The organism is Streptomyces sp. NPDC004266 (assembly GCF_042874095.1).
Taxonomy (GTDB): Bacteria; Actinomycetota; Actinomycetes; order Streptomycetales; family Streptomycetaceae; genus Streptomyces.
In genome coordinates this window covers 161,501-179,379 of sequence record NZ_JBIAMM010000004.1, presented here as the reverse complement: position 1 = coordinate 179,379, position 17,879 = coordinate 161,501, and the positions used below count along the sequence as shown (strand labels likewise).

Below are 17,879 nucleotides of genomic sequence, written 5' to 3'. Positions count from 1 at the left end.
CGTCCGACGCTCAGACGCCGATCTTCTGCTTGACCTGCGCGAGGCTCGGGTTCGTCAGGGTGGAACCGTCCGGGAAGAGGACGGTCGGCACCGTCTGGTTGCCGCCGTTGGCCTTCTCGACGAACGCCGCCGAGTCGGGGTCCTGCTCGATGTTGATCTCCGTGTACGCGATGCCCTCGCGGTCCATCTGGCTCTTCAGCCGACGGCAGTAGCCGCACCACGTGGTGCTGTACATCGTCACAGTGCCCTGCATGGCCAGGCGCTCCTCTTGTTCGCGGACGGGTGCCGAGAGGGAGAACGTACGCCCTCCCGACGCCATTCCCGGAATTCGTATGACCGGCGTCTCGTGCCTGTGGACGAGCCGCCGCACCGGTCTCGCCGACCTGGCAGCATGGCGGGGTGACAGCAGCAACGCCCTCCACTCTCTTCCCCCAGGTCCCGGAGACGGCCGACGCGGTGCTCGACGGGCTCGACCCCGAGCAGCGCGAGGTCGCCCTTGCCCTGAACGGGCCGGTGTGCGTCCTCGCGGGAGCCGGCACGGGCAAGACGCGGGCCCTCACCCACCGCATCGCGTACGGGGTGCGGGCCGGCATCCTGCAGCCCGCCAGTGTGCTGGCCGTCACGTTCACCAACCGCGCCGCGGGCGAGATGCGCGGCCGGCTCCGACAGCTCGGCGCGGGCGGCGTCCAGGCCCGCACGTTCCACTCCGCGGCCCTCCGACAGCTCCAGTTCTTCTGGCCGAAAGCAGTCGGTGGCGAGCTGCCCCGCCTCCTGGAGCGCAAGGTCCAGCTGGTCGCCGAGGCCGCGGCCCGCTGCCGGATCCGGCTCGACCGGAACGAGCTCAGGGACGTGACCGGCGAGATCGAGTGGGCCAAGGTCACCCAGACCGTCCCCGCCGACTACCCGGCCGCCGTCGCCAAGTCCGTCAGGGACGCCCCCCGCGACCCGGCCGAGATCGGCCAGATCTATGCCATGTACGAGCAGCTGAAGCGTGACCGCTCGGTGATCGACTTCGAGGACGTGCTGCTGCTCACCGTCGGCATCCTCCAGGACCGGCACGACATCGCCGACCAGATCCGCCGCCAGTACCAGCACTTCGTGGTGGACGAGTACCAGGACGTCTCCCCGCTCCAGCAGCGGCTGCTCGACCTGTGGCTCGGCGACCGCGACAACCTCTGCGTCGTCGGCGACGCCGGGCAGACGATCTACTCCTTCACCGGCGCCACCCCCGACCACCTGCTGAACTTCCGCACCCGGCACCCGGGCGCCACCGTCGTCAAGCTGGTCCGCGACTACCGCTCCACCCCGCAGGTCGTCCACCTGGCGAACGGGCTGCTCGGCCAGGCCCGCGGCCGGGCCGCCGAGCACCGCCTGGAGCTGATCTCCCAGCGCGACCCGGGCCCCGATCCGGTCTACACGGAGTACGCCGACGAGCCCGCCGAGGCCGAGGGCACCGCCCGCCGCATCCGCGACCTCATCGCCGCCGGCGTCCCGGCCGGCGAGATCGCCGTCCTCTACCGGATCAACGCCCAGTCCGAGGTGTACGAGCAGGCCCTCGCCGACGCCGGAGTGCCCTACCAGCTCCGCGGCGCCGAGCGCTTCTTCGAGCGCCAGGAGGTGCGGGAGGCGGGCATCGCCCTGCGCGGCGCCGCCCGCGCGGGGGGCAACGACTCGCTCCTCGACGACGCCGAGGACCTCCCCGCCCAGGTCAGGGCCGTCCTCTCCACCAAGGGCTGGACCACCGAGCCGCCCGCCGGCTCCGGCGCGGTCCGCGACCGCTGGGAGTCCCTCGCCGCCCTCGTCCGGCTCGCCGAGGACTTCGCCCGCGCCAAGCCCGGAGCCACCCTCTCCGACCTGGTCGCCGAGCTCGACGAGCGGGCCGCCGCCCAGCACGCCCCGACCGTCCAGGGCGTCACCCTCGCCTCGCTGCACGCCGCCAAGGGCCTCGAATGGGACGCCGTCTTCCTGGTCGGCCTCACCGAGGGCATGCTGCCGATCACCTACGCCAAGACCGACGAGCAGATCGAGGAGGAGCGACGCCTGCTGTACGTGGGCGTCACCCGGGCCCGGGTCCACCTCACGCTCTCCTGGGCGCTCTCCCGCTCCCCGGGCGGCCGCGCCAACCGGCGCCCCAGCCGCTTCCTCCAGGGCCTGCGCCCCGGCTCGGGCTCCCTCGGCACCGTCGGCTCCGGCGGCGCCTCCAGCTCCGTCGAGCGGGGGAGCGGCCTCCGCCGGCGGGGGCCCCGCGGCCCCGTCCTGTGCCGGGTCTGCGGCGCCACCCTCACCCAGGCGGGCGCGATGAAGCTGATGCGCTGCGAGGACTGCCCCTCGGACATGGACGAGGGCCTGTACGAGCGGCTGCGGGACTGGCGGTCGGAACAGGCCAGGCAGCTCGGCCAGCCGGCCTATTGCGTGTTCACCGACAAGACGCTCATGGCGATCGCCGAGCGGGTCCCCGCCACCGACGGGGAGCTCGCCTCGATCTCCGGCGTCGGCATCCGCAAGCTCGACCGCTTCGGAGCCGAGGTCCTGGCCATCTGCGCAGGTGAAGAGGGCGGGACGGACGAGGGTGAGGTCTGAGGAAAACTCGTCGGAAAAATAGTTTGCGCCCGCCCCGTCAAGCCCCATAGGTTCTTAACCACGGAAACAGCGGCTTCTTCGAAGCCCTGTCTTCGTGCTGTACTTGTCCAAATAAACATGAGGGTCCGGCTCGCACCCGAACCCTCCGAGACGCCGAGAGGAGGCGATTCCAGTGATCAGCTACACCATCCAGACCAGCACCGTCAGCACCGTCGGCTTCATCGGCACGGCCAAAATGACCGATCGCTCGGTCGTCTCCGCCTGCTCGCTCGGCCTCTCCGCCTCGGCTCTCATTGGCACCGGTCTGCCCGTCGCCGGCCTGCCCGTCACCGGTCTTTCCGGTCTCGGTGCGGCCGCCGTGGCTCCGCGCAATGAGCGACCGACCAAGGCACTGGAAGCAGGAGCAGCAGGCAAGGCCACGGCCTATGGCTTTGCGGCGACCGGTGCCGGAACCCAGCAGCAGACGACGACGCACCACCACATGATGTGGGCCTTCCGTGGGCTCGAACCCTGGAGTGATCCAGTCTGATCCATGATCAGACCGGCGCCTTCAGGGCCGCGGAACCCCACCCGGGATCCGCGGCCCTTCTGTTTGTCCTCGAACGGGGACGACGGCGCGAAGGGGCCTCGGGAAAGACACCGCCCGGTACCAGCCGAAACCCCGGTCAACAGGCCGGAACGACCAGACGAGGAAAGACCACCGTGCAACTCGAAGCGCACGCCCCGTCCGTACCGCATTCCGAATCGATCCCCCTGCCCGGCTCCACGGAGGACCCCGCTTTGACCCCCCTCACCGCGCTCACCGCGCTCGACGACGCCATCGAGAACCTCGGCGTCCCCGTCCCGTGTCGCGCCTACGACCCCGAGGTCTTCTTCGCCGAGTCCCCGGCCGACGTCGAGTACGCGAAGTCCCTCTGCCGGACCTGCCCGCTGATGGCCGCCTGCCTCGCCGGCGCCAAGGAGCGCCGCGAGCCCTGGGGCGTCTGGGGTGGCGAGCTCTTCGTCCAGGGCGTGGTCGTCGCCCGCAAGCGGCCCCGTGGCCGCCCGCGCAAGAACCCGGTCGCGGCATGAGCGCCACCGGAACCATCGACCGCCCCCTCACGCACGATCCCCAGAAGCAGGCCCCGATGACCTCTTCCGCCAGCGAGCCCCTCGGCTCCGCGACCCCAGTCTTCTCCCCCGCCGCCGCGCACACCGCGCGTCAGAACAGGACCCGTGAAATGCAACTCGCCCCCGAAGCCCTGGCCCGTGCCCATATGCATGAGCGACAGCGTGAGGCCGACGCGGAACGCCAGGCCGTGCGCCTGGTCGCCGCCCGGCGCATGCAGCGCCGCGCCGAGCGCGTCTCGCTGCGCGCCCGCCGCGCGCTCGCCATGGCCGTCATGCACTGAGCGTCTCCGTGACGCCCTCGCGGGGGCCGGTCCGAACGGACCGGCCCCCGCGGTGCGTTGTCCGCACCACGACCCCGCGCGGGGCTATCGTCACCAGGGTGAACGAAGCCCGCGTCCCCCAGGAGCCCGTCTCCTGCGCCCGCTGCGGCAGGACCGCCGACCCCCTTCCGGTGACCTGGACCTGCTCCGTCGAGAACGGCCGCCGCGAGTACTTCTGCGAGGAGTGCGCCCGCGCCAACATCCGCTCCATCGAGGGCCGCCTGGACTCCTCCTGGTGGTGAGCCGCCCCTCCCGCCGCGGGCAGGACGGACGGCGCCCCGCGCCGGGTCCGGTCTCCCTGGCCCCCGCCGCGTGTGATGGACTGCCCCGATGGCAGCCCTCACGGAGCGTCTTCTGCGCGCGCTCGAACGGTTCAACGCCGCCCACCCCTGGGACCACAACGCCCACTACCACCGGTGGATCCTGAGGCAGCTGCCGCGCCGCGTCGACCGTGCCCTGGACGTCGGCTGCGGCAGTGGTGACCTCGCCCGGCTCCTCGCCGGCCGGGCCACGGCCGTCCGCGCCGTCGACGCCGACCCGGCGATCGTCGCCCGCGCCCGCGAGCTCACCGCCCCGGGCGCCCCCGTGACCTTCGACGTCGAGGACGCCCTCGCCGACACCGGGGACGACGGCGCCCACACCGCCGTCACCTGCGTGGCGACCCTCCACCACCTGCCGCTCGCCCCGGCCCTCCAGCGGTTCAAGGACCGGCTGGCCCCCGGCGGAACCCTGGTCGTCCTCGGCCTCTCCCGCCCCGCCACCGCCGGCGACCACCTCCTCGGCCTCCTCGCGATCCCCCTGAACGCGGCCACCGGTTGGCTCAGGAACCGGGGCCGCCGGGCCCCCCGGCCCGTGGCCATGACCGCCGCGACCCGCGACGCCGAGGAGACCCTCGCCGAGATCGCCCTCGTCGCCCGGCGGATCCTCCCCGGCGCCCGGATCCGCCGCCGCCTCTACTGGCGCTACACCCTCGTGTGGCGCAAGCCCGCCCGAGCCGGCTCCTAGGGAGCGTCCTGCCGATCAGGCCCTAGACGGCGTCCGGGTCCTCGAAGCCCGGCAGCCACTCGACGAGCTCGTCCCGCAGCCGTACCGTCGCGTTCAGCTGGCAGAGCACCCCGATGGTGCTCAACGTCACACGGTGTATCAGCAGGTACGCGGGCGGCAGGTTCAACTGCTTGCCCAACTGGTGGGCGGGGGAGCGGGGGTCGGCGATCCGGGCCGCCTGCGTGCGCATCCAGCCACGGGTGAAGACGAAGGACTCCGCCTCGGCCGGCTCGATGATCGGCAGCAGGTACTCCAGGACCGCGTCCGGGTCGAGCGCGACGGACTCCTTGACGAAGCCCTCCGCGCACAACAGCTCGTAGACGGTCTCGGCCTCGCCCTCGACCGTCATCCGCAGACAGGTGCCGATCGTCTCCGGCAGCCCGCCCGGCAGCCGGTCCACGGTGCCGAAGTCGAGGACGCCGAGCCGCCAGCCCTCCGGCCCCTCGTCCTCGCCCCCGGGCAGCAGCCGGAAGTTCCCCGGGTGCGGATCGGCGTGCAACAGGCCCGTGCGCGCGGGGCCGGAGAAGAGGAAACGGGCGAGGAGCTGACCCGCCCGGTCCCGCTGCGCCTCCGTGCCGTCCGCGATCACCTCCGCGAGCGGTACCCCGTCCATCCACTCGGTCACGAGGATCTGCTCCGACTGGTGCACCACCGCGGGCACCACCACGTCGGGATCGTCCGCGAACTCCTCCGCGTGGATCCGCTGCGCCTCCGCCTCCAGGGCGTAGTCCAGCTCCTCCGAGACCCGGTCCCGCATCTCGGCGATCAGCGGCTTGATGTCCATGCCCGGGATCAGCGGACCGAGCAGCCGGGCGAAGCGGCTCAACTGCGTCAGGTCGGAGAGCAGCGCCTCCTCGGCGCCCGGGTACTGCACCTTCACCGCGACCTCGCGGCCGTCGTGCCACACGGCCCGGTGCACCTGCCCGATCGAGGCCGCCGCCGCCGGCTTGTCCTCGAACTCGAGGAACAACGTCCGCCACTCGGCCCCGAGCCGCTCCTCCAGGACCGTGTGCACCGTGCGCGTCGGCATCGGCGGCGCCGCGTCCTGAAGCTTCGTCAGCGCCGCCCGGTACGGCCCGGCGACCTCCTCCGGCAGGGCCGACTCGAAGACGGACAGCGCCTGCCCGAACTTCATGGCCCCGCCCTTCAGCTCGCCCAGGACCTTGAACAGCTGCTCCGCCGTGCGCTGCTGGAGCTCGCGGGCGACCAACTCCGCGGATCTGCCGCCGATCCGCTTGCCCAGACCCCAGGTGGCCCGGCCCGCGAAGCCCAGAGGCAACGCGGCCAACTTGGCGGTCCGGGTGACCGCCTTCCGGGGAAGATCAGACATACGCCCCTCCAAAACCCAGACTGCCGTGCCGCGCAGGGCCGTTACCCCGCCATTGTGTCCTGCGCTTCCCCGGCCGCCGAGGCGCGCTCCCCTTCTCCTCCGCGCGCCGCCCCGCAGGGGCAGGCCGGGTGAGGTCTCAGCCGCTCCGCCCGCCACTCCAGCAACGGCAGCGACGCCTCCCACCGGGTGCCGGTGCTCGCCGGGAGGTCCCCGTCCAGGAAGGCCAGCGCGTGCGCGGCGGCCAGCCCGGCGACCGCCGTGGCCAGACCGAGGTCGCAGGCGGGCAGCGGATGCGGGGCGCCGGAACGCCACTGGGCCAGCAGCCGGGGCGTCACCGGGTCCCGGTCCGTCAGCTCCTCCTGGAGACACCGCGCGCAGGCCGTGCCGCCGGGCAGCACGAGCGGTCCGACCGTCCCCGTCGCCTCCAGGACGCCCGCGTACAAGTGGGGGGTGCCGGTGGAGATCCACGGCTCGGCGGGGAGCGGATCGGGGACGTACGCGCCGAGCCCGTCCCGCGGCGTCACCACGACGAGTGACAGCCCGGGCTCCCCCGTGGCTTCACCCCACCGGCCGCGTCCGCCCCGGCACCGCGCTCCACCGGGCCCGCCCGGTCCGTCCGGCCCGGCCCCTCCCGTCCTCGCCCCGCGCCCCGGCTCCCGTGCCCAGCGGGTGACCAGGCGGCGGGCCGCCGTCGCGCGGCGCTCGCCGACGGACTCGGCGGGGAGCCCGCCCGGGGCCGTCTCCCAGGGCTCGACCCGGCCCGAGTCGAGGACCTCGACCGAACCGACGCCCGCGGCGGCGAGCAGGGACGCCACCGTCGTCCCCACCCTGCCCGCGCCCCGGACCTGGACGCGCAGGGCCCGCCGGGCCGTCAGGGTCCGCGCGGCCCGCTCCGGCTCGGGGTGCACCACCGAGAGGGAGGCCAGGTCCGCGCGGAGCGGATCGAGGGCCACGTCCACCGCCCCGGCGGCCGGCCCCGCCTTCCCGGGCCGCCCGGTCGCGGCGTCCGTGAGGAGCCCTGCCGACTCCAGCCGGCCCAGGAGCGCCTCCAGGCGGCCGTCCGGCAGGCCCAGCGCCCGCGCCTCGGCCCGCAGCAGCGCCGTCCCGCGGGTGCCGTCGAGCAGCCCGAGCACCGCCCCCGTCGCCGGGTCGACCGGGTCGAGCACCACCGCGTGCGCGGGGGCGACGCCGAACTGCACGCACTGCAGACTCCGCCACGCCCGCCGCAGCGCCGGTTTCACCATCGGATGCATTTCCCGCCCCCGTTCGTCCCCATGTCCGTCCTCGATGTCCGTCCTCGCCCGTGACCGCATTCAAGATCGACAGCGACATTCCGTCGCCCCGAAGCGAGAATGCCCCGCCGCCGTGACGGGCGCCGAAAGTTGTCCACAGGTCAGGGGGATTAGTCATTCAAATGGTGGGAGGTGGGACCGGATCGTTCCCGAAACCACTCCCGGGACGGGACTTCCCCCGCCGGCAGCGGGTAACGTCGGGGCCGTGCCCGCCGACCCACAGCGCAGCGTGACCAGCGAACCGCCCCGAGGGGCGGGGACGAGCGCGGTCGAGGTCCGCAGAAGCCCGCGCCGGCGGAGGACCGTCTCGGCCTACCGCGAGGGCGACCGGACCGTCGTGCTCATCCCGGCCCGCATGTCGGAGGCGGAGGAGCGCCGCTGGGTGGGCGTGATGCTGGACAAGCTCGCCGCCCAGGAGAGCCGGAGCGTCCTCGGCGACCGTGAGCTCGCCGAGCGCGCGCTGCGCCTCTCGGAGCAGTACCTCGACGGCAGGGCCCGCCCCGGGTCCGTCCGCTGGGTGACCAACCAGAACACCCGCTGGGGCTCCTGCACCCCCTCCGAGGGCAGCATCCGCCTCTCCCACCGGCTCCAGGGCATGCCCGAGTACGTCGTCGACTACGTCCTCCTGCACGAGCTGGCGCACCTCCTCGTCCCCGGGCACGGGCCGCGGTTCTGGCGGCTCCTGGAGGCCTACCCCCGCACCGAGCGGGCGCGCGGCTACCTGGAGGGCGTGGTCGCCGCCGGGCGGCTGCCGCACCTTCCGGACGCTCGCGAGGAGTGACGCCGCCGCCCCGCGGGCGTGCGCGGGTTTCCCGATTCGGTACCGAATAGGACCTGGCCTGTCTCAATGTCGTGCCCAGCGGTTAGCCTGGCGCGAGCATTCGCCATTCGGGATGGGGGACGGTCGTTACGCATGGCCAGGGAATTCCAACGCGGCCACAAGGCCAAGATCAGCGATCTGACCGCGGGGACCGATCTGTACGTCGGTGTGCAGATCGCGGCGCCCGGACTGACTTTCGACATCAGCTGCTTCGGACTCGACGCGGACGAACGGCTCTCCGACGACCGCTACTTCGTCTTCTTCAACCAGCCGAAGTCGCCCGAGGAGTCCATCCAGCTGCTCGGCGCGCAGTCCGGTGACACCGAGTCCTTCCGCGTCACCCTCGACCGCATCCCCGCGCACATCCACAAGCTGTCGTTCACCGCGACGATCGACGGCGCCGGCCAGATGTCCCAGGTCGGCCCCGGTCACCTGCGGATCGTGGCGGGCGGCGAGGAGGTCGCGCGCTACGCGTTCACGGGCGCCGAGTTCTCCACCGAGCGCGCGGTGATGCTCGGCGACTTCTACCTCAAGGACGTGTGGCGGTTCGCCGCCGTCGGCCAGGGCTTCGACGGAGGCCTGGAGGCGCTCCTGCGGAACTTCGGCGGCGAGGTCGCCGAGGACGAGCCCGCCGCCCCGCAGCAGCAGGCCGCGGCCCCCGGCTTCGCCCCGCCGCCGCAGGCCGCGGCGCCCCCGGCCTTCGGTGCCCCCGCCGCGCCCGCCCCGGCCCCCGCGCCCGCGTTCGGCGCCCCGCCGGCCCCGCAGGCGCCCGTCCCGCCCGCGCCGCCGGTCCACACGGCGCCCACGATGGTCGCCCCCCTGGCCCCGCCGCCCGTGCCGCCGCCGGCCCCGGCCCCCGCCCCGTACGGGCAGCAGCCGCAGTACGGCCAGGTCCCGGGACAGCCGCCCGCCCCGTACCCGGGGCAGGTCCCGGGCCAGGCGCCCGGCCAGTACCCCAGCGGCCAGTACCCCCCTCAGGGACAGCAGCCGCAGGCCCCCTACGGCCAGCCCGCGCCCGCCCCGTACGGGCAGCAGCCGCCGGCGTACGGGCAGCAGCCCGGCGTCCCGCAGGGCGTGCCGGCCACCGGAGCGGGGCTCGCCGCCGCGCTCGCGCCGTACAAGGAGACCGCCACCGGCGCCCGCTGGACCCCGCAGAACCAGCAGCTCATGCGGGTCGACCTCGCCATGGGCGGCGTGCCCGTCCTCGCCCGGCAGGGCTCCATGGTCATGTACCAGGGCAAGGTCGACTTCGGCTACAAGGGCGCGGGCTTCGCCGGCCGGATCGTCGGCAACGCCACCGGCCAGGAGATGCAGCTCATGCGCTGCACCGGCCGCGGCCAGGTCTTCCTCGCCGAGAACGGCGCCCACCTGCACCCCATCGAGCTCCAGGGCGACGGCATCTGCGTCTCCGCCGAGAACGTCCTCGCGTTCGACGAGTCCCTCCAGTACGAGGTCCGCCGCATCGAGGGCCACGGCATCCCCGGCGGCGCCCTGTTCACCATGCAGTTCCAGGGCACCGGCACCGTCGTCGTGAAGACGCACGGCGTCCCCGTCGTGCTGCCCGTCACGCCGACCACCTTCGCCGACTGCAACGCCGTCGTCGCCTGGTCGGCCGCGTCCCAGGTCATCCTCTCCAGCCAGGTGCGGCTCCGCCGCAACGCCTACCCCGGCCACAGCGGGGAGACCGTGAACCTCCAGTTCCGGGGAGCCCCCGGCAACTTCATCGTCGTCCAGCCCTACGAGGTCTGAGGGAGCCCGTCATGAACCAGCAACTCGCGGGCTACGCCCCGACCCCCGTCGCGGCCCGGATGGAGAACCACGGCCGCACCATGCTCAAGGTCGCCATGGCATCCGGCCAGGACCTGTACGCACGGACCGGCTCGATGGTCGCCTACGAGGGCTTCATCAGCTACGAGCCCAACCCGCCCGCCGTCCGCCAGGTCGCCCAGCAGTGGGCCACCGGCGAGGGCGCGCCCCTCATGAAGTGCTCCGGCGACGGACTGCTCTACCTCGCCGACTACGGCGCCGACGTCGTCGTCATCAACCTCCAGAACGACTCGATCTCGGTGAACGGCACCAACGTGCTCGCCTTCGACGCCCACCTCCAGTGGGGCGTCGAGCGGGTCAAGGGGCTCGCCAAGTTCGCCGGCCAGGGCCTGTTCAACGTGGAGATCGCCGGCACCGGCTGGGTCGCGCTCACCTCGCGCGGCACGCCGATCGTCGTCGACTGCGGACGCGGCGAGGACGAGACGTACGTCGACCCCGACGCGCTCGTCGCCTGGTCGCCCGCGCTCAAGGTCAAGGGCAAGCGCAGCTTCAAGGCGTCCTCCCTCATCGGGCGGGGCAGCGGCGAGGCATACCAGATGGCCTTCTCGGGCCAGGGCATCGTCGTCGTACAGCCGAGCGAGGACAGCACCGACCGCCTGCGGGTCCGGGGCTGAGGGGGAGCGAGAACACACCATGCAGAGCCCGCTTTTCAACCACGCCGAGCAGCAGAGCCAGGAGCGGTACGTCATCCAGAACCCGCAGCTCCTGCGGGTCAGCCTGACCGGGCAGGACGACGTCCTCGCCCGCAAGGGCGCCATGGTCGCGTACCAGGGGCTCGTCGACTTCGACGGCGAGTACAAGACCCCCGGCCAGCGCCGGGCCCAGGCCCGCACCGGCGAGGGCCTGGACCTGATGCGCTGCTCCGGGCAGGGCACGGTCTACTTCGCCAACCTCGCCCAGCACGTCCACATCGTGGAGGTCGAGCAGGACGGCCTGACCGTCGACAGCGCCTACGTCCTGGCGCTCGACTCGACCCTCCACACCGAGGTCATCGCCGTCGACAGCCAGTACGGCGTCTCCGGCTCCGGCAAGTACCAGCTCAACATCTCCGGCCGCGGCAAGGTCGCCCTCATGACCTCGGGGCAGCCGCTGATGATGCAGGTCACGCCCGAGAAGTACGTCAGCGTCGACGCGGACGCGATCGTCGCCTGGTCCACCGGGCTGCGCGTCCAGATGCAGGCGCAGACCACCAACTCCAGCGTGATGCGCCGCCGCGGGAACACGGGCGAGGGCTGGGAGCTCAGCTTCCTCGGCCAGGGCTTCGCGCTGGTCCAGCCGAGCGAGGTCATGCCCCCGCAGCACGCGGCCATCGGACAGGGGATCGCCGCCCAGTTCGGCGCCGGCCAGCACGGCTCCCACGCCCAGAACCAGAACAACGCCTGGAACTGAGCACCCACGACCGAGGGGCGGTCTCCACCGGAGACCGCCCCTCGGTCACGCTCACGCCAGCCGCGCCAGCGTGCCCTTCAGCAGCTCCACCACCGACGTGTCGGCCACCGAGGCCACCTCGTCGTACCCGAACCAGCGCAGGTCCAGCGACTCGTCACTGATCTCCGCCACCGCCTCTACCGGGGCGAGCGCCGCGTACTGCACGTCCAGGTGCCAGTGGCAGGGCGCCGGGATCGGATGCCGGTCCAGCCGCACCGGACCGCCCGGCAGCAGGGTCAGACCCGCGATGCCGGACTCCTCGGTCGCCTCGCGCAGCGCCGCCGCCTCCACCGTCGCGTCGCCCGGCTCGCAGTGGCCGCCCATCTGGAGCCACATGCCCAGCTTCTTGTGCAGGGTCAGCAGGACCCGTTCCCGCGAAGGGTCGATCACCAGCGCGCTGGAGGTCAGGTGCCCGGCCCCGCAGGGCTTGTACATGCCGTCCTCGTGCCGGGCGAGATGGTCCAGGTAGACATCGCGCAGCTCCGGCTGGTCCCCGTACCCCTTCAGGACGAGGACCGCGTCGTCGTGCAGGGTCACTCCTTGCCGTCCTCGTCTTCCGGCGCCTCGCCCCTGGCCGCCTCGCCGAGCATCTTGTCCAGCTCGGAGAAGTCCAGGTGCTCGCGGTGCACGAAGCCGTCGGGGTCGTCCAGGTCCGTCGCCGTCGGCAGCATGTCCGGGTGCTCCCACAGCCCGTCCCGGCCGTCGACCCCGCGCGCGTCCGTGAGCGAGGCCCACAGGCGCGCCGCGTCCCGCAGCCGCCGCGGACGCAGCTCCAGACCGATCAGGGTCGCGAAGGTCTGCTCGGCGGGACCGCCCGAGGCACGGCGCCTGCGCAGCGTCTCGCGCAGCGCGTCCGCCGAGGTCAGCCGGGACTTGGCGGCCTCGTGGACCACCGCGTCCACCCAGCCCTCGACCAGCGCGAGCGCCGTCTCCAGCCGGGCCAGGGCCGCCTTCTGCTCCGGGGTGTCCTCCGGCTGGAACATGCCCTGCTGGAGCGCCTCCTGCAGCTGCTCGGGGTGCGTCGGGTCGAGCTGCCCGACGGCCTCCTCCAGCTTCGAGGTGTCGACCTTGATCCCGCGCGCGTACCCCTCGACCGCGCCGAAGAGGTGCGCCCGCAGCCACGGCACGTGCGCGAAGAGGCGCTGGTGCGCGGCCTCGCGCAGGGCCAGGTAGAGCCGCACCTCGTCCGAGGGCACGCCCAGGTCCTTGCCGAAGGCCTCGATGTTCAGCGGCAGCAGCGCGGCACGCCCGGCCGGGCCCAGCGGCAGACCGACGTCCGTCGAGCCGACGACCTCACCGGCGAGCGCGCCCACGGCCTGCCCGATCTGCTGGCCGAACATGGCGCCGCCCATGGAGCGCATCATGCCGATCAGCGGGCCGGCCATGGCCTGCATCTCCTGCGGCAGGACGTCGCCCATCGCCGTGCCGACCCGCTCGGCGACCGGGTCCACGAGCTGCTGCCACGCCGGCAGCGTCGCCTCGACCCACTCGGCGCGGCTCCACGCCACGGCCGTGCCCGCGCCGGAGGGCAGCGAGGTGACCTGGTCCAGCCAGAGGTCGGCCAGGCGCACGGCCTCCTCGACCGCGGACTTCTCGGCCGGCCCCACGCTCGCGTCCTTGGTGCCGTCGGCGGTGCCCTGGGCCACCACCTGGCGTGCGATCTGCTTGGCCATGTCCCAGTTGACGGGACCACCCGAGTGGCTCAGCATCTGCCCGAGCTGCTGGAAGGCCGCGCCCAGGTCGTTGGGGTTCATGGAGCCGAACATCGCGGCGAACGGATTGTCCGCACCGCCGGGACCGCCCATGCCCGGCAGCCCGCCGAAGCCGAAGGGGTTCGCGCCGAACGGGTTGCCGCCGGACCCCTGGCCACCTCCGGCGGGGTCCTTCTTCTTGCCCTCGTCGCCGTTCTCCGGCTCCTCCGGCGGAAGGCCGAATCCGAATGGGGTGTCACTCACAGGTTTCCTCGGCTCGTAGGGCCGCCGGCCTCCTGCCGACGGCGACTGCCCGACCAGGGCCTGTCCAGACAGGCCCCGCACACCACCAGCGTAGACATCCGGGCCGGAAATGGGCTCGGTGCTCCGCCGGGCCGTGCCCTGCGGCAGGATGGACGCCACCTGGTCCGTACGCGTCATGCACGTACGTACTGAAGACAACCGCTGGAGACGCCCGGTGAGTTCCCCAGATCCACAGGTTCGCGGAGCGCGAAACCACTCAACCCGGTCCGCCGTGCGCGGCCCCGTCGTCGCGGTCACCGGTGCGGCTTCCGGCGTCGGTGACCTGCTCACCAGGCGCCTCGCCGCCTCCGAGGAGATCAAGCGGGTCGTCGCCATCGACGAGCGCCGCGGCGAGGTCGAGGAGGCGGAGTGGCACATCCTCGACGTGCGCGATCCGGCCATCGCCGAGAAGCTGCGCGGCGCGGACGTCGTCGTGCACCTCGCCGTCGACCTCGACCTGGAGACCGACCCCGCCGCCCGGACGGCCTACAACGTGCGCGGCACGCAGACCGTGCTCACCGCCGCCGCGGCGGCCGGTGTCCACCGGGTGGTGCTCTGCACCTCCGCCATGGTCTACGGCGCCCTGCCCGACAACGACATCCCGCTCTCCGAGGACGCCGAGCTCAGGGCGACGGCGGAGGCCACCGGCGTCGGCGACATGCTGGAGATCGAGCGCCTCGGCCGCCGCGCCCCCCGCGCGCACCCCGGCCTGAACGTCACCGTCGTCCGCCCGGCCGTCCTCGTGGGCGGTACGGACACGGCGCTGACCCGCTACTTCGAGTCGCCCCGGCTGCTCGTCGTCGCCGGGTCACGGCCGACCTGGCAGTTCTGCCACGTCGAGGACCTGGTGAGCGCCCTGGAGTACGCGGCCCTGGAGAAGGTCGACGGGGAGTTCGCGGTCGGCTGCGAGGGCTGGCTCGAACAGGAGGAGGTCGAGGAGCTCTCCGGGATCCGGCGCATGGAGCTGCCCTCCGCCGTCGCCCTCGGCACGGCGGCCCGCCTCCACCGGATCGGCCTCACCCCGTCCCCGGCGGGCGACCTCGCCTACACCATGCACCCCTGGGTGGTGAGCGTCGGACGCCTGCACGACGCCGGCTGGCGCCCCCGGTGGACGAACGAGGAGGTCCTCGCCGCGCTCCTGGAGGAGGTCGAGGGCCGCCACACGGTCGCCGGCCGCCGCCTGGGCCGCAAGGACGCGACGGCGGCCGGAGCGGCCGGTGCGACGGTGGCGCTGCTCGGCACGGCGGCGCTGGTGCGCCAGATGCGGAAGCGGCGCGGGCTGTAGGGACGGGCTTGTAGGACCCTCCTACGGAGGGTCCCGTCCACAGGTCGAAAGGTCCCTTACCCGATGTCGGAGGCGTGCGGCACCATGGGCTCATGGCGCAGACGCACGACCACCCCGGCGAGCAGGCAGCGGACGACCCGATCAAGCTGCTCGCGATCCGTGACACCCCGCTCTCGGTCGACGAGGTCTTCCGGGCCGTCGGAGACGACGCCGCCGGCGGCACCACCCTCTTCGTCGGCACCGTCCGCAACCACGACGGCGGCGCGGACGTCGACGCGCTGGGGTACTCCTGCCACCCCACCGCCGAGGCGGAGCTCCGTCGCGTCGCCGAGAAGGTCGTCGCGAACCACCCGGTCCGCGCCCTGGCCGCCGTCCACCGCGTCGGTGACCTGCGCGTCGGCGACCTCGCGGTCGTCGTCGCCGTCTCCTGCCCCCACCGGGGCGAGGCCTTCGAGGCCTGCCGGAAGCTCATCGACGACCTCAAGCACGAGGTCCCCATCTGGAAGCACCAGAAGTTCTCGGACGGCACGGAGGAGTGGGTCGGAGCCTGCTGAGGGCGGCAAGGCGGCGCGCCGACAGGGCGTAGTCGAACGCCCGATTTGCGTAACCGGGCCCCAGGCGCGAGCGTTGGCATCACAGATGAGACAGTCTGCTGATCAACTCACTGGGGATGGGAGGTCGGGATGGCAGCGCTGGCCTGGTTGCTGATTCCGCTTTTCGCAGTCGTCGGCGCGGCGATATGGGGAAGCTGGGCTTCGAGGAACAAGACCATAGGCGACGTGGCGGAACTCGCCGGCTACGCACGTTTCCGGGACGCCATGGAGCGGTCCCACGCCTCGATCGCCGATTCCGCCCGTCAGGAACGCGAGCCGGCCGCGACGGCCTCCGCCGTCACCACGTCGCCGTCCAGCTGACGCGGGGCCTCCTCGTACGGACCGCCCCACGGGTGCACCCACAGACGAGTCCCGTACTGTCGTTCCATGCCACGCCGCACCGCGACGATGCTCGCCTCCACCCTGGTCCTGATCTGTCTGCTCATCGCGGGCGTCCTGATCCCGGTGCCGTACGCGGAGATGAGCCCCGGCCCCACGGTCAACACCCTCGGCGAGGCCAGGGGGGAACCGGTACTCCAGATCTCCGGACGCAAGACCTACCCCACCGACGGTCACCTCAACATGACGACGGTCCGCGTCACCAGCGCGGACTACAAGATGAACGCCGTCGAGGCCGTCTACGGATGGCTGGCCCACGACAACGTGGTGGTGCCGCACGACACCCTCTACCCGGACGGCAAGACCGAGGAGGAGTCGAGCCAGGAGAACGCCGAGGAGTTCACCCAGTCCCAGGAGAGCGCCAAGGTGGCGGCCCTCAGGGAACTGGGCATCCCGGTGGTGGCCCGGGTCGTCGTCGCGACCGTCGTCAAGGGCGCCCCGGCCGAGGGCAAGCTGCACGCCGGGGACGTCATCAAGGCCGTCGACGGCGTGCCGGTCAAGGAGCAGGGCGACGTCGCCAAGCAGGTGACGAAGCGGAAGCCCGGGCAGGACGTCGAGTTCACGATCGTCCCCGCCAAGGAGGCGGCCGCCGCCGAGAAGGCCCACAAGGAGCCCACCGTCACCCGGAAGGTGGTCATCACGACCACCACGTCCGAGGAGGGCGACCGGGCCGTCGTCGGCATCCAGGCCGGCACCGACCACGTCTTCCCGTTCACGATCGACATCAACCTGGCGGACGTCGGCGGCCCCAGCGCCGGTCTGATGTTCGCGCTCGGCATCGTCGACAAGCTCACCCCGGAGAGCCTCACCGAGGGCCGCTTCATCGCCGGCACCGGCACCATCGACGATAAGGGCGAGGTCGGCCCGATCGGCGGCATCGAGATGAAGCTGGTCGGCGCGCGGAACGCGGGCGCCGAGTACTTCCTCACCCCGGCCGACAACTGCGAGGCGGCCGCCGCGGACACGCCCGACGGGCTCACCCTGATCAAGGTCGACACGATCGACGACGCCACGAAGTCGCTGGAGAAGCTCCGCAAGGGCGACACGAAGTCGCTGCCGAGCTGCTCGAAGAGCTGAGCACGCGCGCGTACGGGGAGCCGAGCACGCGCGCGTACGGGGAGGGGCGCCCGGTCATCGACCGGGCGCCCCTCCCCGTACGGAGCCCGACTCCCGGAGCCGTGCCGGAACGGCTCAGCTCTCGAAGGTCGCCGCCAGCGCCTCGGCGAGGCCCGGCACCAGGTCGGGGCCGGTCAGCACCTCGGTCGGGGAGTCCTTCTCGCGCAGCCGGATCGCCGCCTCGCGGGCGCCGTCCCGCAGCACGGCCACGGTCATCCGGACCTCCTGGCGGTCCGGGTGCCCGGCGACCCACTTGGCGAGCTGCTTCTCGCTCAGGCCCTGCGGGACCTGGGCCTCGGCCGACGGGGGCAGCATGAGCCGCTCCACGGTCAGGGCGCAGCCCGCCACGGCGTCGGGCCAGGCGATCGTGCCGAGGAACTCGTCGAGGGCCTTGCCGCGCGGCAGCTTGTCCTGCTCGATGGGGGTGTAGGCGGTGGCGTCGTCGCCCAGGCCGAGCTGGGAGGCGAGCTTGGGCTCCTGGGCGCGCAGCCGTGCGGTGTCGACCAGGGCGAACAGGCGGGCGGGCTGGTCCCAGCCGAGACCCGACGCGTACTCGTCGATCTCGAGCACCGCGCGGGTGAGGGGGCTCGCGGCCATGGCCGGGCCGGAGGGGGAAAGGTTGGACATGACCAATATCCTGCCTCCTCTTCCCCGGAAGGCGGGAACTAGGTAAAGCCTCAGTAAGTTGCACCAGTGGGCTCTACGATCGCGGGGCCTGCTTTCAGACGCATCAACATCGAG

20 protein-coding genes are annotated in these 17,879 nt (G+C 72.7%); 14 read left to right on the top strand and 6 right to left on the bottom strand.

Going from position 1 to position 17,879, the window contains the following annotated elements; genetic code table 11:
• Positions 1 to 10 precede the first annotated feature (10 nt).
• Positions 11 to 253, bottom strand: a complete 243-nt coding sequence (locus ACFYUZ_RS12030) for a mycoredoxin (RefSeq protein ID WP_030688646.1) — start codon at positions 251 to 253, stop codon at positions 11 to 13.
• Positions 254 to 399: 146 nt separating this feature from the next.
• Here ACFYUZ_RS12030 and ACFYUZ_RS12025 point away from each other — a divergent pair, with 146 nt between their 5' ends.
• The 6 genes from ACFYUZ_RS12025 to ACFYUZ_RS12000 all read left to right on the top strand — a co-directional run bounded on the left by ACFYUZ_RS12025 (position 400) and on the right by ACFYUZ_RS12000 (position 5,015).
• Positions 400 to 2,580 (top strand): ATP-dependent DNA helicase UvrD2, encoded by a 2,181-nt coding sequence (locus ACFYUZ_RS12025; protein WP_389308034.1) that lies wholly within the window; start codon positions 400 to 402, stop codon positions 2,578 to 2,580.
• A gap of 172 nt (positions 2,581 to 2,752) precedes the next feature.
• Positions 2,753 to 3,109, top strand: coding sequence for a hypothetical protein (locus ACFYUZ_RS12020; RefSeq protein WP_389308032.1), 357 nt, complete (start codon positions 2,753 to 2,755; stop codon positions 3,107 to 3,109).
• Positions 3,110 to 3,282: 173 nt separating this feature from the next.
• Entirely contained in the window at positions 3,283 to 3,651 is a 369-nt protein-coding gene (locus ACFYUZ_RS12015) for a WhiB family transcriptional regulator (RefSeq protein ID WP_030688652.1), read from the top strand.
• Positions 3,648 to 3,971 carry a hypothetical protein gene (locus tag ACFYUZ_RS12010; protein ID WP_389308030.1) on the top strand — a complete coding sequence of 108 codons (324 nt, stop codon included), beginning with the start codon at positions 3,648 to 3,650 and terminating at the stop codon, positions 3,969 to 3,971. Before ACFYUZ_RS12015 ends, ACFYUZ_RS12010 begins: the two co-directional genes overlap by 4 nt.
• A gap of 98 nt (positions 3,972 to 4,069) precedes the next feature.
• Positions 4,070 to 4,252 (top strand): hypothetical protein, encoded by a 183-nt coding sequence (locus tag ACFYUZ_RS12005; RefSeq protein ID WP_030688656.1) that lies wholly within the window; start codon positions 4,070 to 4,072, stop codon positions 4,250 to 4,252.
• Between the two features lie 88 nt (positions 4,253 to 4,340).
• Complete coding sequence (locus ACFYUZ_RS12000; protein WP_389308028.1) at positions 4,341 to 5,015, top strand: class I SAM-dependent methyltransferase; 675 nt, start codon at positions 4,341 to 4,343, stop codon at positions 5,013 to 5,015.
• Between the two features lie 22 nt (positions 5,016 to 5,037).
• Here the strand turns inward: ACFYUZ_RS12000 and ACFYUZ_RS11995 are convergent, their stop codons facing one another.
• Together ACFYUZ_RS11995 and ACFYUZ_RS11990 are read right to left on the bottom strand one after the other, a co-directional pair.
• Positions 5,038 to 6,384 (bottom strand): ABC1 kinase family protein, encoded by a 1,347-nt coding sequence (locus tag ACFYUZ_RS11995; protein ID WP_389308026.1) that lies wholly within the window; start codon positions 6,382 to 6,384, stop codon positions 5,038 to 5,040.
• Between the two features lie 41 nt (positions 6,385 to 6,425).
• Positions 6,426 to 7,637 carry a TOMM precursor leader peptide-binding protein gene (locus ACFYUZ_RS11990; protein ID WP_389308024.1) on the bottom strand — a complete coding sequence of 404 codons (1,212 nt, stop codon included), beginning with the start codon at positions 7,635 to 7,637 and terminating at the stop codon, positions 6,426 to 6,428.
• A gap of 244 nt (positions 7,638 to 7,881) precedes the next feature.
• Here ACFYUZ_RS11990 and ACFYUZ_RS11985 point away from each other — a divergent pair, with 244 nt between their 5' ends.
• The 4 genes from ACFYUZ_RS11985 to ACFYUZ_RS11970 all read left to right on the top strand — a co-directional run bounded on the left by ACFYUZ_RS11985 (position 7,882) and on the right by ACFYUZ_RS11970 (position 11,712).
• Entirely contained in the window at positions 7,882 to 8,457 is a 576-nt protein-coding gene (locus ACFYUZ_RS11985) for a M48 family metallopeptidase (protein WP_389308022.1), read from the top strand.
• Between the two features lie 132 nt (positions 8,458 to 8,589).
• On the top strand, positions 8,590 to 10,245 hold the full coding sequence (locus tag ACFYUZ_RS11980; protein WP_389308020.1) for a TerD family protein: 1,656 nt from the start codon (positions 8,590 to 8,592) through the stop codon (positions 10,243 to 10,245).
• An 11-nt stretch (positions 10,246 to 10,256) separates the two neighbouring features.
• A complete protein-coding gene (locus ACFYUZ_RS11975; protein ID WP_389308018.1) occupies positions 10,257 to 10,937 on the top strand; it encodes an AIM24 family protein in 681 nt (226 codons plus the stop codon).
• 19 nt (positions 10,938 to 10,956) lie between these two features.
• Positions 10,957 to 11,712 carry an AIM24 family protein gene (locus tag ACFYUZ_RS11970; protein WP_389308017.1) on the top strand — a complete coding sequence of 252 codons (756 nt, stop codon included), beginning with the start codon at positions 10,957 to 10,959 and terminating at the stop codon, positions 11,710 to 11,712.
• Positions 11,713 to 11,763: 51 nt separating this feature from the next.
• Here ACFYUZ_RS11970 and ACFYUZ_RS11965 read toward each other — a convergent pair whose 3' ends face one another.
• Both ACFYUZ_RS11965 and ACFYUZ_RS11960 read right to left on the bottom strand, forming a co-directional pair.
• Positions 11,764 to 12,288 (bottom strand): NUDIX hydrolase, encoded by a 525-nt coding sequence (locus ACFYUZ_RS11965; protein WP_389308015.1) that lies wholly within the window; start codon positions 12,286 to 12,288, stop codon positions 11,764 to 11,766.
• On the bottom strand, positions 12,285 to 13,706 hold the full coding sequence (locus ACFYUZ_RS11960; RefSeq protein ID WP_389308013.1) for a zinc-dependent metalloprotease: 1,422 nt from the start codon (positions 13,704 to 13,706) through the stop codon (positions 12,285 to 12,287). Before ACFYUZ_RS11960 ends, ACFYUZ_RS11965 begins: the two co-directional genes overlap by 4 nt.
• A gap of 214 nt (positions 13,707 to 13,920) precedes the next feature.
• On the opposite strand from ACFYUZ_RS11960, the gene ACFYUZ_RS11955 reads away from it, so the two are divergent.
• The 4 genes from ACFYUZ_RS11955 (at position 13,921) to ACFYUZ_RS11940 (ending at position 17,099) form a co-directional block, all read left to right on the top strand.
• On the top strand, positions 13,921 to 15,030 hold the full coding sequence (locus tag ACFYUZ_RS11955) for an SDR family oxidoreductase (protein ID WP_389308011.1): 1,110 nt from the start codon (positions 13,921 to 13,923) through the stop codon (positions 15,028 to 15,030).
• A 92-nt stretch (positions 15,031 to 15,122) separates the two neighbouring features.
• A complete protein-coding gene (locus tag ACFYUZ_RS11950; RefSeq protein WP_389308009.1) occupies positions 15,123 to 15,584 on the top strand; it encodes a molybdenum cofactor biosynthesis protein MoaE in 462 nt (153 codons plus the stop codon).
• A gap of 129 nt (positions 15,585 to 15,713) precedes the next feature.
• The gene (locus ACFYUZ_RS11945) at positions 15,714 to 15,944 is read left to right on the top strand and encodes a hypothetical protein (RefSeq protein ID WP_389308572.1); all 231 of its coding nucleotides are present in this window, start codon (positions 15,714 to 15,716) and stop codon (positions 15,942 to 15,944) included.
• A gap of 66 nt (positions 15,945 to 16,010) precedes the next feature.
• Complete coding sequence (locus tag ACFYUZ_RS11940) at positions 16,011 to 17,099, top strand: PDZ domain-containing protein (protein WP_389308008.1); 1,089 nt, start codon at positions 16,011 to 16,013, stop codon at positions 17,097 to 17,099.
• A gap of 114 nt (positions 17,100 to 17,213) precedes the next feature.
• Here ACFYUZ_RS11940 and ACFYUZ_RS11935 read toward each other — a convergent pair whose 3' ends face one another.
• On the bottom strand, positions 17,214 to 17,765 hold the full coding sequence (locus tag ACFYUZ_RS11935) for a PPA1309 family protein (protein ID WP_389308006.1): 552 nt from the start codon (positions 17,763 to 17,765) through the stop codon (positions 17,214 to 17,216).
• Between the last annotated feature and the right edge of the window lie 114 nt (positions 17,766 to 17,879).

Excerpts from the sequence above, each read along its gene's own strand:
- ACFYUZ_RS12030 (WP_030688646.1), bottom strand. The coding sequence starts at position 253 with ATGCAGGGCACTGTGACGATGTACAGCACCACGTGGTGCGGCTACTGC.
- ACFYUZ_RS12010 (WP_389308030.1), top strand. The coding sequence starts at position 3,648 with ATGAGCGCCACCGGAACCATCGACCGCCCCCTCACGCACGATCCCCAG.
- ACFYUZ_RS12000 (WP_389308028.1), top strand. The coding sequence starts at position 4,341 with ATGGCAGCCCTCACGGAGCGTCTTCTGCGCGCGCTCGAACGGTTCAAC.
- ACFYUZ_RS11995 (WP_389308026.1), bottom strand. The coding sequence starts at position 6,384 with ATGTCTGATCTTCCCCGGAAGGCGGTCACCCGGACCGCCAAGTTGGCC.
- ACFYUZ_RS11990 (WP_389308024.1), bottom strand. The coding sequence starts at position 7,637 with ATGCATCCGATGGTGAAACCGGCGCTGCGGCGGGCGTGGCGGAGTCTG.
- ACFYUZ_RS11980 (WP_389308020.1), top strand. The coding sequence starts at position 8,590 with ATGGCCAGGGAATTCCAACGCGGCCACAAGGCCAAGATCAGCGATCTG.
- ACFYUZ_RS11975 (WP_389308018.1), top strand. The coding sequence starts at position 10,257 with ATGAACCAGCAACTCGCGGGCTACGCCCCGACCCCCGTCGCGGCCCGG.
- ACFYUZ_RS11970 (WP_389308017.1), top strand. The coding sequence starts at position 10,957 with ATGCAGAGCCCGCTTTTCAACCACGCCGAGCAGCAGAGCCAGGAGCGG.
- ACFYUZ_RS11950 (WP_389308009.1), top strand. The coding sequence starts at position 15,123 with ATGGCGCAGACGCACGACCACCCCGGCGAGCAGGCAGCGGACGACCCG.
- ACFYUZ_RS11945 (WP_389308572.1), top strand. The coding sequence starts at position 15,714 with ATGGCAGCGCTGGCCTGGTTGCTGATTCCGCTTTTCGCAGTCGTCGGC.
- ACFYUZ_RS11940 (WP_389308008.1), top strand. The coding sequence starts at position 16,011 with ATGCCACGCCGCACCGCGACGATGCTCGCCTCCACCCTGGTCCTGATC.
- ACFYUZ_RS11935 (WP_389308006.1), bottom strand. The coding sequence starts at position 17,765 with ATGTCCAACCTTTCCCCCTCCGGCCCGGCCATGGCCGCGAGCCCCCTC.